We start from the raw sequence: 17,022 nt of genomic DNA on the forward strand, positions 1-17,022 counted from the left end.
CGGCCGGGCGTCGTGCTCTAAATCTCGTGAGCGGGGTGTGGGCGGGAAACCGCGAGCACATTGACATCCCGCTCTCTTTCATGGTGCCGGGCATCGCGCGAAAGGCGGGACGTCGGTGCCCGTTTCAACAGGGATGGGGCAGGGGCGCCAAATCCTGGAAAACGGACCGCATGCTGCAAAAGACTTTTCCGGGTGGCGTCGAGCCGATGTCCGCCCGTTTGGTTCCGAAGGAGCGCGACACACGCCTTGATGTATTCAGGGCGCTGTGTCTCCTGACGATCTTCGTCAATCACGTTCCCGGACAATATCTCGAATACCTGACGCACAAGAACTTCGGTTTTTCCGATTCCGCCGAAGCCTTCGTCCTGATCTCCGGCCTCTCGGTCGGGATCGCCTATGGCGGCAAGTTCGTCTCCGGCGCACGGCTGGCCATGACGCTGAAAATCTGGCGCCGGGCCCTGGCGCTCTACATTGCTCACATCATGACCAGCATCGTGACGCTGGCGATCTTTGCCGGCGGCGCACTCTATTTCGGGCGGCAGGACCTGATCGGCGAGATCAACATCCGCCCGATGGTGGAGCAGACGGAGCAGGGCATCGTCGCCATGGTGCTCTTGGGGCATCAGCTCGGCTACAACAACATCCTGTCGATGTATGCGGCGCTGTTCCTGATGCTGCCGGGCATCCTCTGGCTGAATGGCGTCAGCAAGAAACTGCTGCTTCTGCTCTCGGCCGCCCTCTGGCTCGTTGCGGGCATCTTCAAGTTCGTGCCGTCGAACTTCCTCGACGAGGGCTACTGGTTTCTCAATCCCTGGTCCTGGCAGTTCCTGTTCGTCATCGGCGTCGTCATGATGACCTATGTGCGCAACGGCGGATCGCTGCCGCGCTGGCCCTGGCTGATCGCGCTTTCCGGGCTCTATCTCGCGGTTTCCGCCGTCTGGGTGCTCTTCTCGTTCTGGAGCATCGATTTTTCCTTCGGTCTTCCGGCCGTTCTGACGGGCTTCGACAAGACCTTTCTGTCCACGCCGCGACTGCTGCATGTGCTGGCGCTCGGCTACCTCATCGCGGTGACGCCGCGGATCAGCAACCTTGCCAAACTCGACAGCGATCATCCGCTGGCGGTGGTCGGCCGGCATTCCCTGCCGATCTTCATTTTTGGCACGATCCTGGCGATGTCCGGCCAGGTGCTGCTGTTCGTGACGGGGAAAAACCCTGTTGTCGGCAGCCTCTTCGTCGTCGCCGGCATAGGGCTGCACTTCGTCTATGCCTATTATCTCGAATGGCTGCGCGGCATCGCTGTGGCTAAGCCGCTAAGGGCGGCGTGAGAAACGCCGCCCGTCACAGGGCTTCAGTGTCAGGTTCGAGAACCTAGGGCCAGGCGGCAGGCAAGGGCGGTGAACACGCCGGCGAGAAGGTATTGCGGCAGCTTGGGGAAACGCCGGAAGCCGGACAGCCGCGCGCGCAGATGGCTGCCGACGAGGATGACCGAACCGTTCACCAGCAGGCCTATCCCGTTCAGGATGGTCGCAAGCAGCAGCATCTGCAGGACCATCGATCCGCCGTTCGGATCGACGAATTGCGGAAACAGGGCCAGCACAAAGAGCGCCATTTTCGGATTGAGCAGGTTCGTCATCAGCCCCTCGCCGAAAACCCGGCGGGCCGATAGCCGCTTGAGGGTTGCAATCGGGGAGGCGCCCATTGAATCCAAGCGGATGGTCTTCCAGGCGAGATAGAGCAGATAGGCGCAGCCGGCCCAGCGGACGATCTCATAGGCGATCGGAACGGTGACAAAGAGCTGCGACAGACCGAGTGCGGCGGCGAGCGCGTGGCAATAGGTGCCGAGCGCGATGCCAGCATAGGTAAGAAACCCGACCGCGCGTCCCTGGCTGACGCTGCGAGAGGCAATCAGCAGCATGTCGGGCCCGGGCGTGGCGGTGAGCACGAGGCTTGCTGCGGCGAAAACTGCGATCGTGGAAATGTCCGGCATTGGTGGTTCCCTTGGAATTGAAGCCGGAATTCCGGAATACCAACATTCCCCAGAATGGCAAGTCCGCTCCATGCAAGTGGCGCCGAAACGAAAAAACCACCCGCAGTTGGCTGCGGGTGGCTTGAAGCTTGTTCGCTTGCTTGGAGCGTGTCTTAGGCTGCCGTGTGGCTCATGCGGACATCGTCGTCCGTCAGGATGCCGCTGGCGCGGAGCAGGGCGGCAAAGCGGCCGTTACTCTGGCTGAGCTCGTTGAAGCCACCCATCTCGACGATCCGGCCCTGGTCCATGAAGATCACCAGGTCGGCCTCGCGCACCGTCGACAGGCGGTGGGCGATGATGAAAGTGGTGCGGTTCTTGCGCAGCGCGTCAATCGCATCCTTCACGCGGTTCTCGGTTTCGACGTCGAGCGCGCTGGTCGCCTCGTCGAGCACAAGGATCGGCGCGTTCTTCAGGATGGCGCGGGCGATGGCCACGCGCTGGCGTTCCCCGCCCGACAGGCGGTTGCCGCGCTCGCCGACCACCGTATCGTAACCGGTCGTGCGGCCCTCGATGAAGTCGCAGGCAGCAGCCGCTTCGGCGGCAGCCATGATTTCTTCGATTGTCGCATCGTCACGGCCGAGGCGGATGTTGTCCGAGATCGAGCGGTTCATCAGGCCCGCATCCTGGAAAACGGTGGCGATCGAACGGCGCAGCGACTTGCGTGTCACCTTCGAGATGTCGTTGCCGTCAATCAGGATCTGACCGTCACGCGGGTCGTGGACGCGCTGCAACAGGTTGACGAGCGTCGTCTTGCCGGCGCCGGTCGGGCCGACGATGGCGATCGTCTGGCCGGCCTTGGCCGTGAACGAGACGTTGTGCACGCCCTGGTTCGTGTTCGCAAAGTCGAAGGAGACGTTGCGGAACTCGACCTCGCCGACAACCGCCGGCAGTTCGGTCGCACCGGCCGGCTCGTCGCGTTCGCGGACGGCATCTTCGAGGGTGAAGAAGTCCTCAAGCTTGGCACGGGCCTCGAAGATCTGCGTGACGAAGGCCTTCATCTGGTCGAGACGGCCGATCAGCAGGTTGGCAAAGCCGATGAAGGCGATGACTTCGCCGACGCCGAGTTCGCCGCGCTGCACCAGCACGGTACCGATGACGAGGATCGCCATCATCGAGATGGTCGAGGCGACGCGGTTCAGCCCGCTTGCCAGCGCCCACCAGTCGAGAACCGGGAACTGGGCGGAGATCAGCCGCTCGGTGAACTTCTTCAGCTCGCGGGTTTCAGCCTCGATGCGGTTGTAGCTGTGCACGACCGAAACGTTGCTGATCGCGTCGGAAACGTGGGAGAAAACCGTGTGGTAGTGGTTCTCGACCGAAGCCTGGCCTTCCTTGGTGCGGCTCATCACCACCTTGCTGATCACCACATAGAGCGCGCCGAGAACGACAAGCACGAGCGACAGGCGCACGTCCATGGCAAAGGCGGTCGGAACGAGCAGAATAAGCGCGACAGCGGTCGCGAGGTGCTGGCGCATGAATTCGAGCCAGAGACCGAAGAGGGTTTCGCAGGCGCGAAGCAGCGTGTGCAGGGCGTTGGAGGTGCCGCGCTGGCTATGCCAGGCGAGCGGCATGGAAACGATGCGGCCGAAGGCTTCCGTCAAAAGCGTGGCGCGGCGGCCATGGGCCAGCCGGTCGGCCTCGCGGGCGACGAGCACGAAAGCGACGGTGTTGAAGACGCCGAGGCCTGCCCACATCAGCAGCATCGGCGTGACTTCGCCCTTCGACGAGATGGCGTCGATGATGCGTCCGAACAGGATCGGTTCGGCAATGGTGATGGCTGCCAGAACGACGTTGGCGAGAACGATCGCTGAGACGCGAAACTTGTGAACCGCAAGATACTGGAGCGCTCTTGCATACACCTGGAACAATGACACTGTCTCACCCCTTCCGGGTACCGGATTTGACGCGCCGCAGACCTTCTGCGGCGGATGCACCCGCGTCCTCGAGGTTCCCCATGGCGGGCATTGAAGCTTCGCGCCGTTAGAACACTCGGGGCCGCGCTGAGACGGTCTTTGGCGGCAATGGGAAGCCGTAGCCGGACGCAGGACAGCTATTCCTTTTCCCGTTTCGCTCGTCTGCGAGCTTGGCGAGAATATTCATAGTCTGCTATCTGTCGTGCCAACTCCGATTTCTTGCATATTTCGCATAAGACCGGGCGTGGTATGACGGATTATCGCGGGTGCAACATGAATGGTCGCTGAACGGTGCCTTTATGTCCGGATTCGGAAATGCGACCATATGCATCGACCCTGGAAGGTGATCCATGAACATTACGCTGCTCGTACAGTTTCTCGCGCTTCTGGAGGAGATGAAGACTCGCGAGGAAATCATCCCTGAATTCGAGCGTCTGCTCGATCGCTGCGGCTTCGACTTCTACGGCGTCGTGCGCCAGCCCAAGCCGCATGACAACCCGCTGAGGCTGCTGCTTGCCGGTCGCTGGCCCGAGGGCTGGCCGCAGATCTACATCCGAAAGAAGTTCGTGGTGATCGACCCGACCATCCGCTATCTCGGCCATGCCCAGCGCGGTTTCCGCTGGCGCGATACGCTCTTTGCCTTCCGCTCCGATCCGCATCGCAAGCGCATGGAAAGCATGATGATCGAGGCCCGCAACCACGGCCTCTACGACGGCTACATCTTCCCGGTGCACGGCCGGCGCGGCCTGCTCGGCAACCTGACGGTCGGCGGGCGTGTCGTCGATCTGAGCCCGGTCGAGATCAGCCTGTTCGACTCGATCGCCAAGCGGCTGTTCTGGAAGCTCCTGGACCTGACCGACCCGGAGGTTTCGGCCGAACTCGGCTCGCGCGTCGAGGTGCAAATGACGCGGCGCGAAATGGAAGCGCTCAACTACCTGGCCGACGGCCTGACCTCCAACGATATCGGCAAGGTACTCGATATTTCGAGCCACGCGGTCGATTGGTACATGAACGGAATCCAGGAAAAGCTGAAGGCCAAGAACCGCCACCACGTCGTGGCGATCGCCTTCCGTCTCGGCCTGATTTCCTAAAGTCGAAAGGCATTCGGTTTCCTGTCGCATCTGAAATTGCGCTCTGCCCGGTGACCCGCTAATACTTTATTTCGCGGGTGCAGCATTTCCCGCAATATCAAGTCATTGAGGAGACCGACTTGCCTATCTCGAAGATCCTTGTTGCCAACCGTTCTGAAATTGCCATCCGCGTTTTTCGCGCTGCAAACGAACTCGGTCTGAAAACGGTCGCGATATGGGCGGAAGAGGACAAACTCGCGCTGCACCGCTTTAAAGCGGACGAAAGCTACCAGATCGGCCGCGGTCCGCACCTTGCCCGCGACCTCGGCCCGATCGAGAGCTACCTGTCGATCGAGGAGGTGATCCGCGTCGCCAAGCTCTCGGGTGCCGACGCCATTCACCCGGGCTACGGCCTGCTGTCGGAGAGCCCTGAGTTCGTCGATGCCTGTGACGCCGCCGGCGTCATCTTCATCGGTCCGCGGCCGGCGACGATGCGCCAGCTCGGCAACAAGGTGGCGGCCCGCAATCTCGCCATATCCGTCGGCGTGCCTGTCGTGCCGGCCACCGATCCTCTGCCGGAAGACGAAAAGGAAATCCATCGCCTTGCCGCCGAGATCGGCTACCCCGTCATGCTCAAGGCCTCTTGGGGCGGTGGCGGGCGCGGCATGCGCGCCATTCGCGACCCGAAGGACCTGATCCGCGAGGTGACGGAAGCCAAGCGCGAGGCCAAGGCCGCCTTCGGCAAGGACGAGGTCTACCTCGAAAAGCTGGTCGAGCGCGCCCGCCACGTCGAAAGCCAGATCCTCGGCGATACCCACGGCAATGTCGTGCACCTGTTCGAGCGCGACTGCTCCATCCAGCGCCGCAACCAGAAGGTCGTCGAGCGTGCGCCGGCTCCGTACCTTTCCGATGCGCAGCGCCAGGAACTGGCCAACTATTCGCTGAAGATCGCCGAGGCGACCAGCTATGTCGGCGCCGGCACGGTCGAATACCTGATGGATGCCGACACCGGCAAATTCTACTTCATCGAAGTGAACCCGCGCATTCAGGTCGAGCACACCGTCACCGAAGTGGTGACCGGCATCGACATCGTCAAGGCGCAGATCCATATCCTCGACGGCGAGGCGATCGGCACGCCGGCCTCGGGCGTTCCCAAGCAGGAAGACATCCGGCTTAACGGCCACGCGCTGCAGTGCCGCATCACGACGGAAGATCCGGAACAGAACTTCATTCCCGACTATGGCCGCATCACCGGCTATCGCTCGGCGGCCGGCTTCGGCATCCGTCTCGACGGCGGCACGGCCTATACCGGCGCCTATATCACGCGCTACTACGATCCGCTGCTGGTGAAAGTGACGGCCTCGGGCAGCACGCCCCAGGAAGCGATCAGCCGTATGGACCGGGCGCTGCGCGAATTCCGTATCCGCGGCGTGGCGACCAACCTCACCTTCCTCGAGGCGATCATCGGCCACGAGCAGTTCCGCAACAACACCTACACCACCCGCTTCATCGACACGACGCCGGAGCTGTTCCAGCAGGTGCGGCGCCAGGACCGTGCGACGAAGCTCTTGACCTATCTCGCCGACGTCACCGTCAACGGCCATCCTGAGGCCAAGGGCCGCCCGCGGCCGCCGGCAGACGCGGCCAAGCCCGTCGTGCCGTTCATCCAGGGCGAGATCCCTGCGGGTACCAAGCAGAAGCTCGACGAACTCGGCCCGAAGAAGTTTGCCGAGTGGGTGCGCGGCGAAAAGCAGGTATTCCTCACCGACACCACCATGCGCGACGGCCACCAGTCGCTTCTTGCCACGCGCATGCGCACGCACGACATCGCCCGTGTCGCCGGCACCTATGCCCGTGCCCTGCCGCAGCTCTTCTCGCTCGAATGCTGGGGTGGCGCGACCTTCGACGTCTCCATGCGCTTCCTCACCGAAGACCCGTGGGATCGCCTTGCCCGCATCCGCGAGGATGCGCCGAACCTGCTGCTGCAGATGCTTTTGCGCGGCGCCAACGGCGTCGGCTACAAGAACTACCCGGACAACGTCGTGAAGTACTTCGTCCGCCAGGCGGCCAAGGGCGGCATCGACGTCTTCCGCGTCTTCGACTGCCTCAACTGGGTCGACAACATGCGCGTCTCGATGGAGGCCGTTGCCGAGGAGAACCGCATCTGCGAGGCGGCGATCTGCTACACCGGCGACATCCTGAATTCGGCCCGCCCGAAGTACGATCTCAAGTACTACACGGCGCTGGCGGCCGAGCTCGAAAAGGCCGGCGCGCACATGATCGCCGTCAAGGACATGGCGGGCCTCTTGAAGCCGGCGGCCGCACGGGTGCTCTTCAAGGCGCTGCGCGAGGCGACGGACCTGCCGATCCATTTCCACACGCACGACACCTCGGGCATTGCGGCTGCAACGGTGCTTGCCGCCGTCGATAGCGGCGTCGACGTGGTCGATGCGGCGATGGACGCGCTCTCCGGCAACACCTCGCAGCCCTGCCTCGGCTCGATCGTCGAGGCGCTGCGCGGCTCGGAACGTGATCCCGGCCTCGATCCCGAATGGATCCGCCGCATTTCCTTCTATTGGGAAGCAGTGCGCTACCAGTACGCCGCCTTCGAAAGCGACCTCAAGGGACCGGCGTCCGAAGTCTACCTGCACGAAATGCCGGGCGGCCAGTTCACCAACCTCAAGGAACAGGCCCGTTCGCTCGGGCTGGAAACCAAGTGGCACCGCGTTGCCCAGGCCTATGCCGACGCCAACCAGATGTTTGGCGATATCGTCAAGGTGACGCCGTCCTCCAAGGTGGTCGGCGACATGGCGCTGATGATGGTCTCGCAGGACCTCACCGTCGCCGACGTCGAGAACCCGGCAAAGGACATCGCCTTCCCGGATTCGGTCGTCTCGATGCTGAAGGGCGATCTTGGTCAGCCCCCGGGCGGCTGGCCGGAAGCGCTGCAGAAGAAGGCGCTGAAGGGCGAGAAGGCCTACACCGCCGTTCCCGGCTCGCTGCTGCCGCCGGCCGATCTCGATGCGGAGCGTAAAGCCATCGAGGAGAAGCTTGAGCGTAAGGTCGACGACTTCGAGTTCGCCTCCTACCTGATGTATCCGAAGGTCTTCACCGACTATGCGATCGCGGCCGACACCTATGGTCCGGTCAGCGTGTTGCCGACGCCGGCCTATTTCTATGGGCTGGCACCGGGCGAGGAGCTGCAGCCGGAGATCGAGCGGGGCAAGTCGCTCGTCATCCTGCACCAGGCCAAGAGCGAGCCGGACGAGAAGGGCATGGTCAAGGTGTTCTTCGAACTCAACGGCCAGCCGCGCCTGATCAAGGTTCCGGACCGCAACCGCAGTGCAACGAGCGCGGTACGCCGCAAGGCCGAGGGCGGCAATGCCGCCCAGCTCGGCGCGCCGATGCCAGGCGTCATCTCGACCGTTGCCGTTGCCGCCGGCCAGGCGGTCAAGGCCGGCGACGTGCTGCTTTCGATCGAAGCGATGAAGATGGAGACGGCTCTGCACGCCGAGAAGGACGGCACGGTTTCCGAGGTGCTCGTGCGCGCCGGCGACCAGATCGACGCCAAGGACCTGCTGATCGTGTTCGACGCGTAAGCGTTCGCCACCACGGACAAACGGAAACGGCCGGATGCAAATCCGGCCGTTTTTGTTTTGCGAGAGGCGCAAAGGGCCACTGTAGCGGGCGTACTTCTCCGCCGTCATCCTCGGGTCAAGCCCGAGGATGACAACTGTTGCGGGGAGGCGAGGATAATGGAGACGCCTGTCGCCTGCTGCTCCTTATCCATCGTAACCGGTCGTAATGCTTCCCTTCAGATCTCGTAGTCGTGCGGGGCGCTGAGCGAGGCGATGAACTTCTTGGTGCGCTCGCGCTCCGGCGCGGAGAAGATTGTCTTCGGCGCGCCGCTTTCGACGACGAGGCCGCCATCGAGGAAGATCACCTTGTCGGCGACGCGCGAGGCAAGCCGGAGGTCATGGGTCGCGATCACCATGGTCGTTCCCTCCCGCGCAAGCCGGCTCAACACTTCGACCACTTCCTCGGCCAGTTCCGGATCGAGGGCAGACGTGGGCTCGTCGCAGAGCAGGACGCGCGGCGACGGGGCCAGCGCCCGGGCGATCGCCACGCGCTGTTGCTGCCCGCCGGAGAGTGTCGCCGGCCAGGCGTCCGCCTTGTGGGCCATGCCGACCTTTTCCAAGAGTTCCATGGCGCGCGCCCGGGCCTTGTCGGCCGGCCATTTCAGCACGGTGACGAGACCCTCCATGACGTTGCCGAGTGCTGTCTGGTGCGGAAAGAGCTGGAAGTTCTGGAACACCATGCCGGTCTGCCGGCGTAGCCGCTGGATGGTTGCCCAGCCAACCCGGCTTCCAGGCCAGAACTGGACCTGTTCGCTACCGAGCTTGATCGATCCGGAGGTGGGTATCTCCAGAAGGTTGATGCAGCGCAGCAGCGTGCTCTTGCCGCCTCCGGAGGGGCCGACAAGCGCCGTCACGCTGCCCTCGGGCAGGCTGACGGAGATGTCCTTCAGCACGAGATTGTCGCCGAAGCGCTTTTCGATGTGAGAAAGCTCGATCATGTGCGCGCCTCCAGGAAACCACCATAGCGGGCGAAGCGCCGTTCCAGCCTGACCTGCAGGGCTGATAGAACCGAACTCATGGCAAGGTAGATCAGCGCCGCGAGGATGTAGAGGATCAGCGGTTCATAGGTGGTGGCGACGATACGCTGCGCTGTCTGGAACATCTCCGGCACGGTGATGGCGGCGGCAAGCGAGGTGTCCTTCACCAGCGAGATGAAGGTATTCGACAGCGGCGGCACGGCGACGCGGGTCGCCTGTGGCAGGATGGTGCGGCGCATCGCCTGGCTCCAGCTCATGCCGATCGAGTAGGCCGCTTCCCATTGCCCGCGCGGCACCGAGGAGATGACCGCGCGGATGATCTCGGAGGTATAGGCGCCGACGTTGAGAGAGAAGCCGATGAGGGCCGCGGTAAAGGCGTCGAGCAGGATATTGGCGCTCGGCAGGCCATAGAAGATCACGAACAGCTGTACGAGCAGCGGCGTGCCGCGGATCACCCAGACGTAGAACCTGGCGATTGCGACGACCGGCGTCGGCCCGAACAGGCGGGCCACGGCGGTTGCGAGTCCGAGGATCAGGCCGAAGATGAAGGAAAGCAGCGTCAGCGGGATGGTGAAGGTGAGGCCGGCCCAAAGGAGGGACGGCGCCGAATCCAGCATGAGTTGGAGCCAGGTGGGCAAGGGGCGGGCCTTTCAAAAAGCGCGATCCGCTCCGGGGTCCGGAACGGATCGCTTTTCATAGCCGAGAAAGTCAGTCGGAGAAACCGACCACGCTGCCGACAGAGTTACTTCGAGACGTCGGCGCCGAAGTACTTCTGCGAGATCTTGTCGTAGGTGCCGTCGGCCTTGATGTCGACGAGCGCCTTGTTGATCGCTTCCAGCAGTTCCGGCTCGCCCTTGCGGATGATGATGCCGGAGAAGTCGGCATCGGCCTGCTCGGCGGCAATCTTGACCGGTGCGTCGGGCTTCTTCTTCTTGAAGTCGAGGAAGGAGAGGCTGTCGTTGATCGTCGCGTCGGCGCGGCCGGTGAGAACCAGCTGGATCGACTGGTCGAAGCCGTCGGTGCCGACGAGCTCGGCGCCGGATGCGGTTGCGATCTTGCCGAAGTTGCTGGTCAGCGACTGGGCCGACTTCTTGCCCTTGAGATCGGCAAAGCCTTTGATCTCTTCGTTGTCGGACTTGACGATCAGCACCGCCTTGGAGGCGATGTAGGGCTCGGAGAAGTCGTACTTCTTCTTGCGCTCTTCGGTGATGCCGACCTGGTTGATGACCGTGTCGTAGCGGTTGGCGTCGAGGCCGGCGATCAGGCCATCCCACTTGCCCTCGAGGAATTCCGCCTTGACGCCCAGCTTCTCGGCGACCGCCTGGCCGATCTCGACGTCGAAGCCGACGAGGGCGCCGGAGGTGTCATGATAGGTGAAGGGCGCATAGGTGCCCTCGGTGCCGATCTTCAGGACGCCGGCGGATTTGACCGCATTGAGGTTCTCGCCGGCTTGAGCGGAGGCGAGCGCGGCGACCTGCATCAGAGCGGCGGCAAACAGCGTGGGGAGGAGTTTCATCGTGATTTTCCATCTTTTTTCTGGCCCGGCCCGTCGTCCGGATTGAGCGGACAATCGCATAAAAAATCGGCGATCTGAGCGTATAAAACACCAATTCCTGAGCGTTTTGATGAAGAATTTTCCTCGAAATGGCACCGGCCGGGCGCAAAAGCCACGGTTTGTCGGAAATCGCGCGCGGCCCCGATTTGGTCGCTGCATCGACTTGAAAACGGTTTCAAAAGTTGATATGCACATTTATAGCGATTCATGCACGTTTATGCACGGTTGATGGCAATGTCCGGTGAACTCCTTCTTCGTGAGCGAAAGACGCTGATTCAGGAACGGCTAAAGGCCAACGGCCGGGTGCTTGCAGCCGACCTTGCGGCTGAGCTTAGCGTTTCCGAGGATACGATCCGCCGCGACCTCAGGGAGATGGCAGCGGCGGGACTGTGCGAGCGCGTCTATGGCGGTGCGCTTCCGGTTGCGCCGGCAGCGCACAGCACCTTGCGGGAGCGGGTGGCGATGGCGCCGGAACGCAAGGCGGCGCTGGCGCGCGCGGCCATCGGCCTGATCAAGCCTGATATGACCGTGTTTCTCGATGCCGGCTCCACCAATCTCGCCATCGCGCACCTGATCGAGCCGGACCTGCCGGTCACTGTCGTCACCAATACGCCGCTGATTGCCGTCGCGCTCATGGAGAAACCGGGCGTCGATCTCATCCTGCTCGGTGGTCCGCTCAACCGCGCCGTCGGCGCTGCGATCAGCGCCCGGGCGCAGCGCGATGCGGAACTGCTCCGGCCCGATCTTTGCTTCCTCGGCACCTGTGGCGCCGACGCCGTCGCGGGCCTGACGGCGATCTATTTCGAGGATGCGGAATTCAAGCGGCTCGTTGCCCAGCGCAGCCGGCGTCTTGTCGTCGCAGTCACCAGCGACAAGCTCGGTACGGCGGCCGCGCACGGTGTCGTCGATATCAATGACAAGGTCACGCTTCTGCTCGAGGCGGATGCGTCTGCGGAGCATCGGGCGGCCTTCGAGGCGGCAGGGGCAGAGGTCCTGATGGCGGGAGAGACGGGATGACGACGATCACGCATGTGGCGCTCTGGACGCGGGACCTCGAGGCGATCGCCCGGTTCTGGTCGTCCTTCTTCGGCGCCGAAGTCGGCGAGATCTATGAAAGCCGGCGGCGGCCCGGCTTTCGTTCGCGGTTCCTAAGGCTTGGCGACGGGCCGGCATTCGAGATCATGGAAGGCCCCTGGGTTGGGCCTGCCGATCCCGCCGAAGAACGGACCGGCCTTGCCCATGTGGCGCTGTCGCTCGGCAGCGAGCAGGCAGTCGAGGCTATGGCGGCGCGCGCCGAAGCCGAGGGCATTCTGGTCGCAAAACCGCGCTGGACCGGCGACGGCTTCTACGAGGCCGTTGTTCGCGACCCCGATGGAAATCTGATCGAAATCACAATTTGAGCCGGGCGATCCGGCACAGAGGCAAGACCATGGACCAACGTTCTCCCACCGCGACCGCCCGCCAGGGCTACATGACCCGCAACCGGCTGGCGGTATCGCTGCTGTTCCTATTGAATGGCTTCGTCATTGGCAGCTGGGCGCCGAAGATCCCCGAATTCAAGGACCGGCTCGGCATCAGCGAAAGCGTGCTCGGCCTGTTGATCCTGATGTTCGGCATCGGCTCGCTGGTGCTCATGCCGATTGCCGGCGGCTTTATCGCCCGCGTCGGCTCGCAGAAGGTGGTCAAGGTCACCGCCATCATCCTGTCGCCCTTGCTTCTGCTTCTGACGCTTGTCCCTGACGTCTGGACGGCGGCTGTCGCCATGTTCCTGCTTGGCGGTTTTGCCGGCGCAATGGACGTCGCGATGAACGCCAATGCGGTCGAGGTCGAAAAATCCATGCGCCGGGCGATCATGTCGTCCTGCCATGCCTATTGGAGCCTCGGCGGCCTGATCGGTGCCGGTATTGGCGGCTTCCTCATGGCTCGCTTCGGTGTGCTGCCGCACGTCCTCGTCGTCACTGCGATCTGCTTGGTCCTAATCGCCGCCGCCTGGCCGATGATCCTGGCCGACAAGCCGCATCCGGGTGCCGCCAAGGAAAAGCTTCGCCTGCCGATGACGCCGCTTCCCTGGCTGATCGGCATCATGGCGCTGTTCTCGATGGTGCCGGAGGGCACGGTGCTCGACTGGGGTGCGCTTTACCTGCGCAACGAGCTTGGCGCCTCCGTCGAGCTTTCCGGCTTCGGCTTTGCGGCCTTCTCCGCCACCATGGCGACCATGCGTTTTGCCGGTGATTTCGTCCGGGATCGCTTCGGCGCCAAACGGACTCTGCGCATCTGCACCGTCACGGCACTCGTCGGCATGATTATCGCGGGCACGGCGCCCAATGCCTATATCGCCATCCTCGGCTTTGCGATCGCCGGCATCGGCATCTCCAACATGGTGCCGATCGCGTTTTCGGCGGCCGGCAACATGCCGGGCCTGCAGCCTGGCATCGGCTTGTCGGTCGCGACCTTCATGGGCTATTCCGGGATGCTGTTCGCACCATCGCTGATCGGCTTCGTCGCCGAGCATACGGGCTTTGCCATCATCTTCGCCTCGGTGCCGCTGCTCTTCATCGTCGTGCTTCTCTTGTCGCACCATGCCGATCATGCGGATGGCGCCAAGGGGCACTGAGGCGCAGCGCCGCCATCAAATCGCCGTCAGGGCATGATGTCGCCGTTGACAATCAGACTTTCCTCATCCACCTGATGGGCCAATGGCCAGGGCGAGTTGAGGAAAGTCCATGTGGGTTCTGCCCGCATCCTCGCCCGGCTCAGTGACCCACGAAGAGGCCTTCATGTCTTCCGCCTTCGATTTCGATCCGCAGCCCCGCCGCGCCTCCGTCGCCGTCGATGTCGGCGGCGTCATCGTCGGGGGTGGCGCACCGGTCGTGGTCCAGTCGATGACCAACACCGATACGGCCGATATCGATGGCACCGTGGCCCAGGTGGCCGCGCTGCACAAGGCTGGCTCGGAACTGGTGCGCATTACCGTCGACCGCGACGAGAGTGCGGCGGCGGTGCCGAAGATCCGCGAGCGCCTTGAACGTCTCGGTCTCGACGTGCCGCTCGTCGGCGACTTCCACTATATCGGCCACAAGCTGCTTGCCGATCATCCGGCCTGCGCCGAGGCGCTGGCGAAATACCGTATCAATCCGGGCAATGTCGGCTTCAAGGACAAGAAGGACAAGCAGTTCGCCGAAATCGTCGAGATGGCGATCCGCTACGACAAACCGGTGCGCATCGGCGTCAACTGGGGCTCGCTCGACCAGGAGCTGCTGACGCGGCTGATGGACGAGAACAAGGCGAACGGCTTTCCGCTCACGGCCCAGGAAGTGACACGCGAGACGATCGTGCAGTCGGCGCTGCTCTCGGCGGAACTTGCCGAAGAGATCGGCCTGCCGCGCAACCGCATCATCCTGTCGGCCAAGGTTTCCGGCGTGCAGGACCTGATCGCCGTCTACGCCATGCTGTCGGCCCGTTCCGACCATGCGCTGCATCTCGGCCTCACCGAGGCCGGCATGGGCACCAAGGGCATCGTCGCCTCGTCGGCCTCGCTCGGCATCCTGATGCAGCAGGGCATCGGCGATACGATCCGCATTTCGTTGACGCCGGAGCCCGGCGGCGACCGCACCCGCGAGGTGCAGGTGGCCCAGGAACTGCTGCAGGTCATGGGCTTCCGCCAGTTCATTCCGGTCGTTGCCGCCTGTCCCGGCTGCGGACGCACCACGTCGACCGTGTTCCAGGAGCTCGCCCAGAAGATCCAAGACGATATCCGCCGCAACATGCCGGTCTGGCGCGAGAAATATCCCGGCGTCGAGGGCCTGAAGGTCGCGGTCATGGGCTGCATCGTCAACGGCCCCGGCGAAAGCAAACATGCCGATATCGGCATCTCGCTACCGGGCACCGGCGAAATGCCGGCCGCTCCGGTGTTCATCGACGGCGAGAAGGCAATGACGCTGCGCGGCCCCAACATCGCCGGTGACTTCGAGACGCTGGTTTCCGACTATATCGAGAAGCGCTACGGCCGCGGCCAGGCGGCTGCCGAGTAAGTAGCCTGCGCTTGGTCTGAGTGCGATGGTCTCAGAGCCGTGACGTCAGCAGCTTGAAGCCGGCAAAGGCGAAGAAGCCGGCCATCAGGCTCTCGATCAGCCGCTTGGACTTCAGATAAGCACGGTGGACCGGCGACAGTGAGAAGACGATCGCAAAGCCGCAGAAGGTCATCAGGCCGAGCACCATGCAGCCGCCGATGAATGTGGCGGTGACGCCGACGGGCGCACCCTCGGGCATCCCCAGCGAAACCAGCATGATCCAGGAGAAGATCGCCTTCGGGTTGGTCAGGTGAATGCCAAGCCCCTTGAGATAGAGCCGCTTCAGCGACGTCTGCGCCTTCGCCATCGGCACGATCGCGCTTTTGTCGCTGCGCATGGCGGCGCGCAGTGCGTTGTAGGCGAGCCAGAAGAGATAGCAGGCGCCGGCGATCTTCAGGACGATGATCGCGTGGCCGTAGGCGCGGATCAGCGCCGATAGACCGGAGGCCGTCAGCATCGCCCAGGTGTAACTTCCCGTGAGAACGCTGAGGGCAAGCGCCAGTCCGGCCTTGCGTCCCTGACTGACCGAGGTGGTGATGATCGCGAGGATCGCAGGCCCCGGTGAAGCGGTCGCGATCAGATAGGCGGTCCAGGCGATGAGCAACTGTGGCAGATAGGGCGTCAGGTCGAACATGTCAGACAAAGCTCCGGCGAGGTCGCCGGAGGCTAGATCAGTTCGTCGCTGGTTTGAAACGGCGAAATGTCACCGAGACAAGATGTCAGACGATCTCGTCGAGCGCCTCGATCAGACGGGCGCATTCCTGATCGGTGCCGATGGTGATGCGCAGGAAATCGCCGATGCGCGGCTTGGCGAAATGGCGCACCAGCACGGCGCGTTCACGCAGCGCCTTCATCAGCGTTTCGCCGCTATGGCCGGGATGGCGGGCAAAAACGAAGTTTGCCGATGACGGCAACACCTCGAAGCCGCGCGCGGTCAGTTCGGCTGCAAGGCGCTCGCGCGATGCGATGATCCTGGCGCGGGTTTCCTCGAACCAGGCTTCGTCCTCGATTGCGGCAATGGCGCCAGCCTGGGCCGGACGGCCGAGCGGATAGGAATTGAAGCTGTCCTTCACCCGCTCCAGCGCCTCGATCAGCGGTCGCTGGCCGATGGCAAAGCCGACGCGCAGGCCGGCAAGCGCACGCGACTTGGAGAAGGTCTGGACGACCAGCAGGTTCTCGTATTTCGAAACCAGCGTTGCGGCGGACTCTCCGCCGAAGTCGACATAGGCCTCGTCGATGACGACGGGCTGGTCCGGATGGCTTGCGACCAGCCGTTCGATGTCGACGAGCGGCAAGGCTATGCCGGTCGGGGCGTTGGGGTTCGGCAGGATGATCGCGCCTGAGGGCCGGTCATAGTCGACGAGATCGATCTCGAAGCGATCGTTGAGCGGCACCTCGACCGTGTCGATCTCGAAGAGGCGCGCATAGGTCGAATAGAAGCTGTAGGAAATATCCGGATACAGCAGCGGCGCGTCATGTTTCAACAGCCCGGCGAAGATATGCGCCAGCACCTCGTCGGAGCCGTTGCCGACGAACACTTCTTCGGCGGTCACGCCATAGCGCGTGGCAATCGCCTGGCGCAGCTTCAGCGCCAGCGGGTCGGGGTAGAGGCGAAGATCGCTGCTCGCTGCCGCGGCGATCGCGTCGAGCACCTTCTCCGACGGGCCGTAGGGGCATTCGTTGGTGTTGAGCTTCACCAGGTTTTCGATGCGCGGCTGTTCGCCGGGCACGTAGGGTTTCAGCTTGGAGACGATCGGCGACCAGTATTTGCTCATG

14 protein-coding genes are annotated in these 17,022 nt (G+C 63.3%); 7 read left to right on the plus strand and 7 right to left on the minus strand.

The features are described 5' to 3' along the window. Positions 1 to 170: 170 nt before the first annotated feature. On the plus strand, positions 171 to 1,325 hold the full coding sequence (locus tag M2267_RS21310; RefSeq protein ID WP_043625785.1) for an OpgC family protein: 1,155 nt from the start codon (positions 171 to 173) through the stop codon (positions 1,323 to 1,325). A 29-nt stretch (positions 1,326 to 1,354) separates the two neighbouring features. On the opposite strand, the gene M2267_RS21315 is transcribed toward M2267_RS21310, so the two are convergent. Further along, positions 1,355 to 1,987 (minus strand): LysE family translocator, encoded by a 633-nt coding sequence (locus tag M2267_RS21315; protein ID WP_043625788.1) that lies wholly within the window; start codon positions 1,985 to 1,987, stop codon positions 1,355 to 1,357. Positions 1,988 to 2,139: 152 nt separating this feature from the next. After that, entirely contained in the window at positions 2,140 to 3,897 is a 1,758-nt protein-coding gene (locus M2267_RS21320; protein ID WP_043625790.1) for a glucan ABC transporter ATP-binding protein/ permease, read from the minus strand. 389 nt (positions 3,898 to 4,286) lie between these two features. On the opposite strand from M2267_RS21320, the gene M2267_RS21325 reads away from it, so the two are divergent. Together M2267_RS21325 and pyc are read left to right on the plus strand one after the other, a co-directional pair. Next, the gene (locus M2267_RS21325) at positions 4,287 to 5,027 is read left to right on the plus strand and encodes a helix-turn-helix transcriptional regulator (protein ID WP_429116953.1); all 741 of its coding nucleotides are present in this window, start codon (positions 4,287 to 4,289) and stop codon (positions 5,025 to 5,027) included. Between the two features lie 119 nt (positions 5,028 to 5,146). After that, positions 5,147 to 8,605, plus strand: coding sequence for a pyruvate carboxylase (gene pyc, locus M2267_RS21330; protein WP_429116955.1), 3,459 nt, complete (start codon positions 5,147 to 5,149; stop codon positions 8,603 to 8,605). A 215-nt stretch (positions 8,606 to 8,820) separates the two neighbouring features. Here the strand turns inward: pyc and M2267_RS21335 are convergent, their stop codons facing one another. The 3 genes from M2267_RS21335 to M2267_RS21345 form a co-directional block, all read right to left on the minus strand. Continuing rightward, positions 8,821 to 9,582, minus strand: coding sequence for an amino acid ABC transporter ATP-binding protein (locus M2267_RS21335; RefSeq protein ID WP_429116958.1), 762 nt, complete (start codon positions 9,580 to 9,582; stop codon positions 8,821 to 8,823). Beyond that, positions 9,579 to 10,259, minus strand: coding sequence for an amino acid ABC transporter permease (locus M2267_RS21340; RefSeq protein ID WP_429116961.1), 681 nt, complete (start codon positions 10,257 to 10,259; stop codon positions 9,579 to 9,581). Before M2267_RS21340 ends, M2267_RS21335 begins: the two co-directional genes overlap by 4 nt. 104 nt (positions 10,260 to 10,363) lie before the next feature. Further along, positions 10,364 to 11,137 carry an amino acid ABC transporter substrate-binding protein gene (locus M2267_RS21345; protein WP_429116963.1) on the minus strand — a complete coding sequence of 258 codons (774 nt, stop codon included), beginning with the start codon at positions 11,135 to 11,137 and terminating at the stop codon, positions 10,364 to 10,366. A gap of 273 nt (positions 11,138 to 11,410) precedes the next feature. Between M2267_RS21345 and M2267_RS21350 the strand changes: the two genes are divergently transcribed. From M2267_RS21350 to ispG, 4 genes are all read left to right on the plus strand, one after another. Next, positions 11,411 to 12,193 carry a DeoR/GlpR family DNA-binding transcription regulator gene (locus tag M2267_RS21350; protein ID WP_429116965.1) on the plus strand — a complete coding sequence of 261 codons (783 nt, stop codon included), beginning with the start codon at positions 11,411 to 11,413 and terminating at the stop codon, positions 12,191 to 12,193. Next, a complete protein-coding gene (locus tag M2267_RS21355) occupies positions 12,190 to 12,576 on the plus strand; it encodes a VOC family protein (protein WP_429116967.1) in 387 nt (128 codons plus the stop codon). The genes M2267_RS21350 and M2267_RS21355 overlap by 4 nt, the downstream gene beginning before the upstream one ends. Before the next feature lie 29 nt (positions 12,577 to 12,605). Further along, a complete protein-coding gene (locus M2267_RS21360; protein WP_429116969.1) occupies positions 12,606 to 13,790 on the plus strand; it encodes an MFS transporter in 1,185 nt (394 codons plus the stop codon). A gap of 163 nt (positions 13,791 to 13,953) precedes the next feature. Further along, positions 13,954 to 15,207: a flavodoxin-dependent (E)-4-hydroxy-3-methylbut-2-enyl-diphosphate synthase gene (gene ispG, locus M2267_RS21365; RefSeq protein ID WP_034803175.1), complete on the plus strand. Its 1,254-nt coding sequence runs from the start codon at positions 13,954 to 13,956 to the stop codon at positions 15,205 to 15,207. 31 nt (positions 15,208 to 15,238) lie between these two features. Here the strand turns inward: ispG and M2267_RS21370 are convergent, their stop codons facing one another. Together M2267_RS21370 and hisC are read right to left on the minus strand one after the other, a co-directional pair. After that, positions 15,239 to 15,880, minus strand: a complete 642-nt coding sequence (locus M2267_RS21370) for a LysE family translocator (RefSeq protein ID WP_429116972.1) — start codon at positions 15,878 to 15,880, stop codon at positions 15,239 to 15,241. An 85-nt stretch (positions 15,881 to 15,965) separates the two neighbouring features. Then, entirely contained in the window at positions 15,966 to 17,021 is a 1,056-nt protein-coding gene (gene hisC, locus M2267_RS21375; protein ID WP_429116974.1) for a histidinol-phosphate transaminase, read from the minus strand. Position 17,022 lies beyond the last annotated feature (1 nt).

Origin of the sequence: Ensifer sp. KUDG1 (assembly GCF_050434285.1) — a bacterium.
Classification (GTDB): Bacteria; Pseudomonadota; Alphaproteobacteria; order Rhizobiales; family Rhizobiaceae; genus Ensifer.